The organism is Desulfobaculum xiamenense (genome assembly GCF_011927665.1).
Classification (GTDB): domain Bacteria; phylum Desulfobacterota; class Desulfovibrionia; order Desulfovibrionales; family Desulfovibrionaceae; genus Desulfobaculum; species Desulfobaculum xiamenense.
This window is the reverse complement of sequence record NZ_JAATJA010000005.1, coordinates 68834-80889: the sequence shown is the minus strand read 5'-3', so window position 1 is coordinate 80889 and position 12056 is coordinate 68834. Positions and strand designations below refer to the sequence as shown.

Annotated in this window: 8 protein-coding genes; 3 read left to right on the top strand and 5 right to left on the bottom strand. The window is 66.2% G+C overall.

Translation table 11 applies throughout. The features are described 5' to 3' along the window. Nucleotides 1–88 precede the first annotated feature (88 nt). Nucleotides 89–1039: a hypothetical protein gene (locus GGQ74_RS15475; RefSeq protein ID WP_167942506.1), complete on the bottom strand. Its 951-nt coding sequence runs from the start codon at nucleotides 1037–1039 to the stop codon at nucleotides 89–91. 203 nt (nucleotides 1040–1242) lie between these two features. On the opposite strand from GGQ74_RS15475, the gene ybgF reads away from it, so the two are divergent. The 3 genes from ybgF (at nucleotide 1243) to xerC (ending at nucleotide 4462) form a co-directional block, all read left to right on the top strand. Further along, entirely contained in the window at nucleotides 1243–2106 is an 864-nt protein-coding gene (gene ybgF / locus GGQ74_RS15470) for a tol-pal system protein YbgF (RefSeq protein ID WP_167942505.1), read from the top strand. 16 nt (nucleotides 2107–2122) lie between these two features. After that, nucleotides 2123–3388 (top strand): DNA-processing protein DprA, encoded by a 1266-nt coding sequence (dprA, locus tag GGQ74_RS15465; protein ID WP_167942504.1) that lies wholly within the window; start codon nucleotides 2123–2125, stop codon nucleotides 3386–3388. Between the two features lie 138 nt (nucleotides 3389–3526). Further along, nucleotides 3527–4462: a tyrosine recombinase XerC gene (gene xerC / locus GGQ74_RS15460; protein WP_167942503.1), complete on the top strand. Its 936-nt coding sequence runs from the start codon at nucleotides 3527–3529 to the stop codon at nucleotides 4460–4462. Nucleotides 4463–4672: 210 nt separating this feature from the next. On the opposite strand, the gene GGQ74_RS15455 is transcribed toward xerC, so the two are convergent. The 4 genes from GGQ74_RS15455 to GGQ74_RS15440 all read right to left on the bottom strand — a co-directional run bounded on the left by GGQ74_RS15455 (nucleotide 4673) and on the right by GGQ74_RS15440 (nucleotide 12050). Next, nucleotides 4673–4987 carry a hypothetical protein gene (locus tag GGQ74_RS15455; RefSeq protein WP_167942502.1) on the bottom strand — a complete coding sequence of 105 codons (315 nt, stop codon included), beginning with the start codon at nucleotides 4985–4987 and terminating at the stop codon, nucleotides 4673–4675. Between the two features lie 453 nt (nucleotides 4988–5440). Continuing rightward, on the bottom strand, nucleotides 5441–8341 hold the full coding sequence (locus tag GGQ74_RS15450) for a PD-(D/E)XK nuclease family protein (RefSeq protein ID WP_167942501.1): 2901 nt from the start codon (nucleotides 8339–8341) through the stop codon (nucleotides 5441–5443). Then, nucleotides 8329–8787: a 2-thiouracil desulfurase family protein gene (locus tag GGQ74_RS15445; protein WP_167942500.1), complete on the bottom strand. Its 459-nt coding sequence runs from the start codon at nucleotides 8785–8787 to the stop codon at nucleotides 8329–8331. Before GGQ74_RS15445 ends, GGQ74_RS15450 begins: the two co-directional genes overlap by 13 nt. Further along, nucleotides 8784–12050 carry a UvrD-helicase domain-containing protein gene (locus GGQ74_RS15440; protein ID WP_167942499.1) on the bottom strand — a complete coding sequence of 1089 codons (3267 nt, stop codon included), beginning with the start codon at nucleotides 12048–12050 and terminating at the stop codon, nucleotides 8784–8786. Before GGQ74_RS15440 ends, GGQ74_RS15445 begins: the two co-directional genes overlap by 4 nt. Nucleotides 12051–12056 lie beyond the last annotated feature (6 nt).

The following is a 12056-nucleotide window of genomic DNA, read 5'->3' as shown; positions in this document are numbered from 1 at the left end:
TATCGGCATGGGCATTTGGCTGGCGCAAAGAAGAAGGCCCGCAGTTCCTGGAACTGCGGGCCTTGTGTTGTCATGGAGAAGGTGCGTGTTAGGCGGGGAAGAAGATCATGGCGTTTACAGCCGAGAAACCGGCTAGCGCCATGATCAGCAGCACCACGCCGCAGAGCATGGAAAATTTGTTGCGCATGGGCGTCTGCGAGCGGATGACGATGGTCCACAGCGCGCAGGCCGTAAGGGCGCAGACAGCACCGCCGCCGCTTAAGAAGGGCAGAAGCGCCTCGCGGGGCGTGTTGGCCGCCAGCGGCTGCACGATCCAGTACATCCAGCCCTGCGCGAGGGTTGTCGCCACGGTGCCCAAGAGCGCCCACTTGGCGCAGCAGCGCGCGGCGAAGGTGTAGTAGTCGCGTCCCCAGTCGTCGCGGTTGCGGCGCATGAGCAGCCACACAAGGCCGAGGGCGCTGGCGCAGGAAAGCGAGAGCAGGATGGTCTGCACGAAGAGCGGCGCGAAGAACAGCGAGGACACGCCGCGCGGGATGAGCTGCCAGACGTTGGCCTCGGCGGCCTGCTCCGGGCTCTGGATGAGGACCATGATCTTCACGCTGAGCGATGCCGCGAGCATGAGCATGCCGCATAGCGCGGCGAGAGCGCCCCAGAATATGTGCAGGGCCGGTGCGTTGCGCGATCCCTTCCAGCTGAATGCGTAGATGCAGCCGAAGAGCACGGTGCAGCCGAGGGCGGCCATGGCGGGCAGCGCCAGCATGGGGTTGGCGAGCCACGGCTTCAGGTATTCGGGAAACTGGAAGTGGAACACGGCAAGGCTGCCGCAGACCGCGACCAGCAGGTAGAACAGGAACATCACGCCCAGCTGGCTGATCTGTTGGGCGAATTTCTTGTAGAGGACCTTCTTGCGGGCACCGGCCGCATATTCGCTGAACACGGCGATGGAGAACGCGCCGAGGCCGGTGAGGGCCGCTGTCATATGCAGGGCAAGCAGCAGGAGGAGCCCGATAAGTACGGGATTGAATTGCGGTAATGACATTGCATGAGACTCCTTGGATTGAGATGCGCGCCGGAAAGCATTCGCCATGGGCGGGGTTTTCTTGCCCTAAATCCGCTCCGAGGGCAAGGGCGGGGCGATGCGGTACTCGATTTCCCGGTCATTCTACTCCTTGAGTTTTCCATCGTTGTCGCCTATTTAATAGTCGCGTTGTATGCGAGTGACCCGATGGACAGGAGGCGGACATGGCATTGACGGTCCGGGCGACCCTTTGTGCCGCCGCGGTTTCCATTCTGCTCGGCGGATGCCAGAGCGGCAAGTGGGGGCCGAGCGAGCAGTGGCGGCTACAGAATCTTGAGGAGAAGGCCCTGACCTTCCAGAATGGGCAGATGTCCCAGAATGAGCGGCTGGATGCCCTTGAAAGGCGTCTGGACGCTCTTGGTGCGTCCGGCGATTCCGGCGCGGTGGTCAACGCCACGACCATGCCCGAGGAAAAGCCCCTGCTGTCCGCCGTCGATCTGCACGAGTCCGCTCCCGATGCCAAGGCCCCGGCTGCTCCCGCCGCCCCGGCTCCGAAGGCCGATACGGCCGCGTCGTGGGACGCATATCCTGCCGTGAAGAACGAAGTGCCCGCTCCGGACGCCAAGGCTACCGCAACGCCCGCCCCGAAGGCGAAACCCGCCGCCAAGGCACCGGCCAAGCCCGCGCCTGCCGCGAAGAAGGCCAAGGCGTCGAGCACTGCCAAGTCCCTCTACGACAGTGCCCTCGGTCAATTGCTTGCCGGACAGACCAAACCCGCCCGCGAGAAGCTGGAAAGCTTCCTCAAGTCCTATCCGCGTCATCCCCTCGCACCCAATGCCCGCTATTGGCTGGGCGAGACATATTACCACGAGAAGCGCTATCCCGAGGCCGTTGTGGCTTTCAAGGAAGTCCACCGCCTGCATCCGCGCCACGAGAAGGCCGCCGCCGCGCTGCTCAAGCTCGGCTATTCCTATGCCCAGCTTGGCGACCGCGACAACGCCCGCTTTTACCTCGACGTGCTGGTGCAGGACTACCCCAAGTCCGAACCCGCCACGCTGGCCAGAAAGCGTCTGAAGGCGATGAAGTAGGCCGCGCGGTGGACCGATGACCGAGGAGCAGCTCGCGGAATATCGGGCCAGTCTGGCTCTGCGCCATTGCCGCCATGTCGGGCCGCGCACCTGTCGGCGTCTGCTTGGGCGCTACGGCTCCGCGCGGGATGCTGTGGAGCAGGTCCGCTCGTGGGTGGCGCACAAGGTGGCCTCCGCACGTCAGGTGGAGCAGTTCGTCGGCGGCACATGGGCCGAGGCTGCGGACGCCGAGCACGAGGCCGCGCGTGTTCTGCGCCAGCGCGTGCTACTCTACACCGACCCCCGCTACCCCGAAGCCCTTCGCCAACTCCCGGACCCGCCACTTTTCCTCTATTATCAGGGCCGCATCGAACTGCTTTCCGGTCCGTCCGTCGCCGTTGTCGGCTCGCGCAATTGCAGCGCGGCGGGCATTGCCCATGCGCGGCGCATATGCGCGGAGTTGTCCGAGGCCGGGCTGACCGTCGTTTCCGGTATGGCGTGGGGCATCGACAGGCAGGCCCATCTCGCTGGGCTGGAAGGCCCCGGTTCGTCCGTGGCCGTGCTCGGCACCGGGCTTGACCGCACCTATCCCGCCGAGAACGCCGATGTGCGGCGGCTTCTGGAGGAGCGGGGGCTTCTGGTCTCCGAATTCGCACCCGGAACGGCCCCCGAGGCCCGCAATTTTCCCTATCGCAACCGCATCGTCAGCGGCCTGTCCCTCGGCGTGGTCGTGGTGGAGGCCGCCAGCCGTAGCGGGTCGCGCATTACAGCGCGCATGGCCCTTGAACAGGGGCGCGAGGTCTACGCCGTGTCCGGTCCCGAGGGGCAGGCGTCCTTCGAGGGCTGTCGGGAACTTCTGGACGAGGGCGCGCAACGCGTTTCCCGCGCGTCGGAGATCATTCTCGATCTTGCGCCGCTCATCCGGGCCGGGCTTGATGCCGCGCCGCCGCGCAAGGCGATGCGGCGGGGAGCGACCCCGGCGCGTCGACGCGTCGCGCGGCAGGCCGAGTTGCCCGTGGCGGCGCAACCGCTGCCGGATTTATCTGGCCCGTCTGCGGACGTGCAGAGCGCAGATGCGCAGCCAGCCGCGACGCGTCCAGTCGCTCCAGCCGCCTCCGTGCCGCCGCTGGACGGTGACGAACGCGTTGTGGCCGAACTGCTTGCCGCACACGAGCGCATGCATATCGACGACATTTCCCGCGCTCTGGGCTGGGACGCCGCGCGCACCAGCCGGACGCTCCTGCTCCTAGAGGTGCAGGGCGTGGTCTGCCAGTGGGCGGGCATGGAGTACAGCCTCGGCTGACGGTTTGACGCTGCGGCCCCTTGCCCGCGCCGCGTGCGCGTTGACGCGGCGGTGTTCGGGCGGTAGGTGGTGGATGCGGGAAGACGGGATGCGCCCGTCCTTTCGACATTCTATCCGCGCTAACGGGAGCTTCGACGCATGAACGACGTGATGGACGCAATCGACGAATTCGCGCTGCCCGATACGGGTATGGCCTTCGTCGGCTGGTTGGCCGTGGAGAAGGGCTACAGCGTGGCGACGGTCAACGCCTACGGGCGTGACCTTGAGCAGTTCGAGACCTTTCTTGAGGGCCGGGGGCTTTCGCTGACCGCCCCGGAGTCCGTGGACCGTTCGCATATCCGCGCGTTCATGGCCGAGCTGCACCGTAAGCGGCAGGCCAAGACCACCGTGGCCCGCAAGCTTTCCACCCTGCGCACCTTCTTCCGCTATATGGCCCGAAACGGCATGGTCACCGGAAATCCCGCTGCAGGCGTGCACAATCCGAAGCAGGAAATCCATCACCCCAAGGCGCTCAATGTCGATCAGGCCCTCGCGCTCATGGAGTCCGAATCCGGGGACGATCCGCATTCCCTGCGCGACCTCGCGCTGGCGGAGCTACTCTATGGCTCTGGCCTGCGCATCAGCGAGGCCCTTGGGCTTGAGGTGGACGACGTGGACACCTCGTCCGGCGTGGTGCGCGTGTTCGGCAAGGGCGGCAAGGAGCGGCTGGCTCCGCTTTCCGATGCCGGTGCCGCGAGGCTCGCCGCCTATATCCGTGTGCGCGGCGAGTTCACGCAGAGCCTTGTGCAGAAGGCGCTGTTTCTCGGCGACCGGGGCGGGGCGCTCCAGCGCAGGCAGGCCAACCGCATCCTCGAACGAATGGCCCGACTGGCCGGGCTGCCCGAGGACGTTCATCCGCATATGCTGCGGCACAGCTTCGCCACGCACATGCTGGAGGCCGGTGCCGATCTGCGCAGCGTGCAGGAGCTTCTGGGCCATGCCCGGCTGACCACCACCCAGCGCTATACCCATCTGACCATGGCCGGAATCATGCAGACCTACGACAAGGCCCACCCCCGCGCCCGCAAGAAGTAACCCGAGGGCGTGCCGAGAGCGGGGATACTCCGCGCTGTGGTATGCGTTGCGGCTTGATTTTGCGCCGCATCGTGCCTTCCAGGTATGATTCGCTGTGCTGCTGGAGCCTATTGGCGTGAATTTATTGGAACGAGACGGCCCCCGGTTCGGATATGACACATGTCCGAACCGGGGGCCGTCTCGCGTGTATGCTTCGCCGCCTGAAACGGGTCAGGGGCAGTGTGCGTGGCAGGGGTGGGGAGGAAGGTCTGTCGGTTCGAGGATGTCTCCGAGTTCTGCCCCGAGGAGCTTGCCCGGCCACTTGTAGAAACAGTAGCCGAAGTCTTCGATGGTTTGGGTGATGCGTTGCTGGCCGCCCTTGGCGAAGGGCAGGTGGGAGGCCTGGATGGCTCCCTTGGAGAGCCGGAGTTCCCCGAATAGGTAGAGGACGTTGAAGGGTACGATGTGTTCTGGCGTGTCTTCCTTGCGGATCACGAGGTAGGTTTTCGGAAAGTTTTCGCCACTGTAGGTTTTGTAAAGTGTCATACGCTCTGGCACTCCCTTTCTTCGGAGCGGCGCGGCAGCATGTGGCGCACTTTCCATGCTTTGCGAGCAGATGGTGCGTTATGCTGGCAGCTTGGGATGTCTTGTGGCATCCCGTACGTCGCTCTGGTGGTCGACGTTAGCGTTTCAGGTACACTGCACTTTGTAACACTGAATGCGTTTTTGTGTCATCCATTGAGTACTGCGTGCCAATTAGTAATCACAACAGTGAAGATAAACCAAAAGTCGTATCTGTGCAACGTGTTGGGCGCGAAAATCCAAAAGGGCGCAAAATGCCCGTCGTGCAAGGCATGTCGCGGAAATGACGAAACCGGGGGCGGAAATGTCGGCGGCCGGACGTGATTTTTTCTGGGGTGCCGCTACGAAGGGGAAGATGGGCGAGCCCCCGCAGTCCGGCGTGGAGCCGAGCCGGACTGCGGGGGAGGATGATTGCTGTCAGCCGCGTGGGCAGGCGAAACCGTAGGGGCACCAGTCGCAGTGGCGGCCGGGCCGGGCTTCGAAGCGTTCGCCGTGCAGCATGTGCCGTAGCAGGAAGCGCACGGCGGCTGGGGTCTGCTCGCTGATGGCGCGTTCGCGCAGGTCGTCGTCGGCTTTGTCGGAGAAAAGGAATTTCTCCGCGCCGGTGTCGCGCAGTTCCACCCATCCGGCGTTGCGGGGCATGGTGCCCACGCTTTCGGCGTAGAGGTGACTGTACAGCGGCAGCTGGATGCTCGGAAGTCGTTCGGCCAGCCGCGCAAGGGGCGACTCGCCACCGGGTTCCCAGTCCTCGACGTCGTTCCACAATTCGTCGTCGCCCCACAGCCCATGGGCAGGGACGCCCATGCCGCCGGTTTTGTAGTCGAGGATGATGGGTTCGCCGTCGCGCTCGTCGATGCGGTCGAAGATGCCTTTGAGCAGGACGGGGCGCTCGTCGATGCGCATCTGCGCCTCGTAGGTCTCTTCGAGGCGCAGGATGGTCGTCATGCCCTGTCCCTGCAGGAAGCGCCGCAGGCGTTCGCGGCCTGTGCGTTCGAGGGCGGTGCGCATGTCCCACGGCATCTGCGCGAAAAAGGCCGTATCGCGAAGGCGCTCGGAGAAGAGGTTCATGAGCTCCGTGGCCGGGAGCGCTGAGAGGTCTGTTGGGCGGCCGACGTGCGAGGTCAGGAAGGTGCGCAGCACGTCGTGCACGAGGGTGCCCAGTTCGGCCGGGTCGCCGTCCTCGCTGACCTCGTCCACCGGGCGCAGTGGCGTCAGATACTGATTGAAGAACCGCACCGGGCAGCGCAGATAGCAGTCCAGCATGGAGCTTGAGACCGATTTGCCCGCCAGGCGTCGTTCGAGGGCGTCCTGCACGGCTGGAGTCTTCTCAATGGCGTGAACCGCCGTGGGCAGGCCGCGCACGGGGAGCGTCACGGATTCGAGGGGCGGCGTGCCGCTGCGCAGGAGTTCGCCGCGCCGTTTTTCCTCCTCCCACAGCAGTTCCTCCACGAAGCGGCTGCGGATACTCTTGCCGCCCAGTGGTCCCGCGCCATCGGCTCCACACTGGTAGTAGATGCGCACGCGGCGCGCTCCGGCGATGAGGCGGTGGAAGTTGTGCGCGGAGACGAGGCTGCGGTGGCGGCTGTCCGGCAGGTCCAGTTCGCGGCGTAGCGGGTCCGGAAGCAGTGGATCGTATCCTGTCGCGCCGGGCAGCTTGTCGTCCGTGGCGTCGAGGATATGGACGGTGTTGAAGCGCAACAGACGCGACTCCAGCATGCCGAGCACTTGTAGGCCGGTGAGCGGTTCGGCCTCGAAGGGCACGCGCTCGCGGTCCAGAAGCTGGCGCAGCACGGAGAACAGCACCGGGCGGGGGTAGATGTCGCGGCTGATGGCGCAGTCCGTGAGGGCCGGGATGGAGCTTTTCACCAGCCGGAATAGGCATTCGGCGTCGATGGGGAAGCGGTGCCACGGCCCTTCGCCGTTTTCGGGCACCAGTTCGGAGGCGATGCCCGCGAGCGCGTCGCCCAGTTCCGCCAGCGTGCGCACGGTTTCGAAGCGGGTGCAGCATGCGGCGATGACGCCGCGCAGGCAGGACAGCTGTATCTCGCGGAAGGCCGCGTCCGCGTCCTCGGGCCATGCGTCGGCGGCAGGCTCCCACGCCGTGGGATCGAGAAATTTCCCGCCGCCACGGATGGACTTCTCGAATTCGCGCAGCAGGCCGCGCAAGGGCGCGGTGCCCGCCGGTTCGAGCATTTTCAGGTACGGATGGCGGATGAGGGCGATGACCTCGCGCCAATAATAGCGGCCCGGCCCCTGCGACGTCTCCTGAAGGCGTAGCACGATCTCCACGAGACGGTGCAGGCTGGAGTGCGTGAGCGGGTAGCCCATGGAAATGTTGACGTCCTTGATGGGCAGGTGGTGCAGCACCGGCATCAGGCACGATGTGTCCGGAATGACGACCGCCGTGTTGCGCGGCTCGGATACCGCCAGCGTTTCCTCCAGCGCTTTGAGCTGGGAGTGCAGGTCGAAGCCCTCCACGAAGGAAATGTCCGGTTCCGGCGCGTCGTCGGGCGCCGTGTCGTGCGGTTCCGGCGTTGCGCCCCAGCGTTCGATCCAGCGGACATGCTCGCTGCATGTCCAGTGCGGATGGCCGCCGGTGGCGAGGGCCGGGTCCGTGTGCAGGACCACTTCGGCGGCACCGGATTCCCACGCCGCGCGGAAGATGGCGTCCTCAGTGCCGGTCAGGGCATAGAATCCCGCGATGAAAATTTGTCTGTCGCGCATGAGGGCGGCGGCTTCGTCGGCGTGGGCGGCCACCCAGCGGGCGTCGCGGCCCGGCGTGGTCCAGTCACGCTCGGCCAGCGCGGCGTCGTAGCGCTCGTGGATGAGGGAGAGATGCTCCAGGAGCGCGGCGGCCATGGGCTGCACGTCGCCGGAGAGGTGCTGGAGATTGGCCGGGGTGCGGCCATGGCGGAAGAGTTCTTCCAGCAGTTCGGCGAGGCGTGCGCCCCACGGGAAGAAGCGTTCGCGTTCCACGGGCAATTCCGCCAGCAGTCCGCTCCCCTCGCGGCGCAGGCCCGCCACCACTTCGTAGAGCAGGCCCGCCCTGTCGAGGAGGTTCACCGTGCGCAGGGGGCGCGGGTCCAGCTCCTGCCGAAGCTGCGGAATCCATTCGTTCACGGAGAGTGCCTCGGGCAGGAACATGGGCTTCGGGAGCGCGGGGTCCGCCGCCAGATGCTCCACGAGGTGTCGTCTCGGGCGCTGGTGGGGGAAGATGACGAGCGTACGGCGCATGTCCGCGCCGGTACGTTCGATGATGATGTCCGCCAGCGCGGAGACAAAGTCCCCGCGCCAGCCGACGATGGTCATTCGGCGCATGTGTGTGCCTGCGCGGTCAGGTCGTCCTCGCTCATGACGGTCATGCCAGCCTTTCTGCACATTTCGGCGAAGACGCCGTCGCCGGGGATCCGCTTGCTGGTGAAGGTGCCGTCGTAGATGATGCCGTTGCCGCAGGTGGGTGAGCGCTGCTTGAGCACAGCCGTTCTGCATCCGGCAAGCTGGGCGATACGCAACGCCTCGCGTGCGCCGCGCTCGAAGGCGTCCGTCACGTCCTCGCCCTCGGCGTTCATGACCCGGTCGCCGAGGCGTTCGCAGCAGGGCCGGGGGGCGGGCAGTCCGCCAAGCTGTTCCGGACACAGCGGGATGGCGCGGCCCTCGCGGATGAGGTCCAGAACGGCGTCGCAGGGCGTGCCCTTTGCGTCGTAGCGGGTGGGGCAGCCTGCGAGGCAGGCGCTGACAACGACCATGTCCTTTTTCGTGCTCATAATGCGTCTCCGTGATGCGTCGGGGCGACGGGAAGCGTCGTCCGGCGGTCGAGGTAGAGGATGATGCCGCGATGGGGGGCGGGGAGGCCGTCCATGGCCGCGACGAGCCGCAGATAGCGGCGGACCTGTTCGATGTGTTCGGGCTTCTGCGCGCCGGTCTTGTACTCCACGACGAGAGTGCCGTCCGGGCCGGACACGAGAAGGTCGGGCCGATGTTCGTTGCCCTCGGCGTCGAGGATGGGACATTCGGGGCTACCGGTAGCCTTCCATGTGGCGAAGCCGGGAACGCTCATGGCCCATGCGAGGATGTCTGTGGCCTCGTCGGCGATGGCGGCGCGGACCTCGTCGCCCACGGGCAGGATGTCCGCGTGTGCGGCCACGGCACCGGCTGCTGCGCGGCGCAGGTCGGCCTGCGTGTCTCCCGTGAGGCGCAGTCGGTCGAGGGTCGTATGCATGAGCGTGCCGCGTGCGCGCTCGTCCCACACGCGTCCTGCCAGCATGTCTTCGCGCGTGAGGTCCTTCGAAAAGTGGCGATGAATCTTGAGGCGCGGCAGCCAGCCCATGGGCAGGGCGGCTTCGTCAGCGTCCGCGTCCACGGACGGTTCCGCGACTGTGGCCATAGCAGGCGCTTCGTCTGGGGCTGGCAGTTCTGCGGCATGCGCGGGCAATTCCACAGCGTCGGGCACCGCCGGACGCGTGCCGAACTCGCGGTGCGGCAGGCCGTCCTCGCCGGGTTTCCAGTCCTCGGTGTGCAAGAGTGTGTCCAGCCCGCGCACGAAGGGGTAGCGGTCGTAATGCTTGGTGGAGGTGATGAGGCAGTGCAGTTCCGCCACGGGGCGCGTCCACGCCACGTAGAGCAGGTTCAACTGCTCCTGCATGAGTTCGGCGCAGCGTTGCCAGTATTGCCCGCCCAGTTCCTTGCACATGGGCACCAGCAGGCGCACCGCGCCCTGCTCCAGCACTGCCAGATCGCGCGAGGGATCGCTCGCCCAGTGGTGGAAGGGGATGATGCAGACCGGGAACTCTAGCCCCTTGGACTGGTGGATGGTCATCACGCGCACGGCGTCGATGCTTTCTGGCAGGGGGACCTTCTCCTCGCCGCCGGATTCGCGCCAGTATTCGAGGAAGGCGGACAGGGACTGACGCCCGCTCTCTTCGGCGGCATGCACCACTTCCATGAAGCGGCGCACAAACAGTTCGTCCTGCGGATTGCGCTCGATGACGCGGTAGTGGCGGCATACCTCGCGGACCATGTCGTAGGGGCTCATCAGGCCCGCCTGCTGCTGGAAAGGTGAGATGTGGCGCTCCCACGCCTCGGGGAAGGCCTCGCGCAGGCGTGGGAACAGCGGCCCACGGTCGCAGCCGACCAGCCAGTCGACCATGGCGTCGCGCGAGAGGTCCGTGTGGCGCAGGAAAATTTCCTCGCCGGACACGAATTCCCACAGCGCGAGATCGTCGAAGGGATAATCGAGGAAGGTCATGAGCGCCGCGAGTTGGCGGATCAGCGGATGCTCGGCGAGGCTCAGGCTGTTTTCGGTGATGACCGGAATGCCCCAGTCGATGAGCCAGCGCGAGACCTCGGCGGCCTCGGCGTTGGAACGCACGAGCACCGCCGCGTCGCCGCAGGGGCGTCGGCGGAGGATGTCCTCGGTGAACAGCACGCGCAGCCGTTCGCGGACGTTGTCGTACAGGTCTTCCTTCAGCTCGCCGCGCACGAGTTGCAGATGCACGTAGCCGCCGGAGCCTTGGCGATGGGGCGGGATGTCCTGCGCCGCGCCGTCGAAGGCGTCGACCAGCGCGTTGCCGAAGGATTCCACCTCGTAGCTGGGGGCGTCGCCGAGCATGGCCGAAGCCACGGCCGTGGCCGTGGTCGGCGTGGCCAGTCGTTCGAAAACGGCGTTGTTGAAGGCGATGATTTCCTCGCGGCTGCGCCAGTTGCAGGGCAGGGTATTGCGCAGGGTATCGGTCATGGCCGAAAGTTCGGGGTCCTCGGGGACTTCGTCGAAGAGGCGTGCGTCGCCGCCGCGCCAGCCGTAGATGGCCTGCTTCACGTCGCCGACGAAGAAGACGCCGCCGCCCTTGGCGATGCATTCCGATGCGAGGGGGTGCAGCGCCTGCCACTGGTCGCGGCCCGTGTCCTGAAATTCGTCGATGAGCATGTGCATGAGCCGGGTGCCCATGCGGCAGTAGGCGTCCGGAACGCCCGTGCCGTGGTCGAGCAGCCCGAGGGCGAGGCTGGGGCTGCGGCCGTGGAGCAGCACGCCCTTGTCGCGCTCGATGCGGTGCATCCCGGCGATGAGCGTGTCCGCCAGCGGGATGAACGCGGCAAGGTCGCGGGCGCGCTGGAGGATGGGGCGGCCCGTGCTGTAGGCGAGCCATGCTCGTACCAGCGTGTCGAAAGCGTTCTCGGCCTCGTCGGTGACGGCGGCCAGTCCGCTTTTCTTCACGCAGTCGCACAGGCTGGTCTTGCCCATGTAGGCCGATTCCGGGACCTTGCCAAAGCCGTCGTGATCGACGCACTTGTCGAGAAATTTCATGAAGTTCGAAGCCGCGTCGATGCCGCCAGCCGCGATGATGTCGCGCATGTCGCGCGCGGCGTTGCGGAAGGCGTCGCATAGGTCCGTCACCGCCTCGTGCAGGCGGGCGGGGTCGGTCTCGAAGTCGTCGTCGTGTTCGAGGCGGAAGCGCAGCACGGCAAGCAGGCGTTCGCGGAAGGCCGCGCACAGGTTGAAGCCGGGCTTGTGCTCCATGAGGAGCATGGCGTCCAGCGCGCGGGTCAGCATGCGTTGCTCGTCCTCGCCGCCCTGTTCGGCGCTGGCGGTGAGCTGGTCGAAAAGTTCGTCGTACAGCTCGCCGACGTCGAAGACCACGTCGAAGTCCGGGGCGACGCCTATCTCCAGCGCGAAGATGCGCATGAAGGTGTTGAGCAGGCTGTCGATGGTGCGGATGTTGAGCTGCTGGTAGTGGCGCAGGATGCGCGAGAGCCACAGCGCGGCTTCGGCGCGGTCCCATTCTCCGGCGGGGCCGCCTGTGGAGCCGAGCGCTCGGGCCTTGAGGGAGGAGACCACGCGCTCCTTCATCTCCGCCGCGGCCTTGTTGGTGAAGGTCACGGCCATGATTTCGGACCAGCCGTAGCCGCCGCCGGGAACCGCGCCGCAGGCGGCGGGCAGGCCGTCCGTGGCGCCGCGCAGCAGGCGCAGGAAGCGTGTGGTCAGTTCGAAGGTCTTTCCCGAGCCTGCTGATGCCTTGACTTGTTCGAGCATGTCACC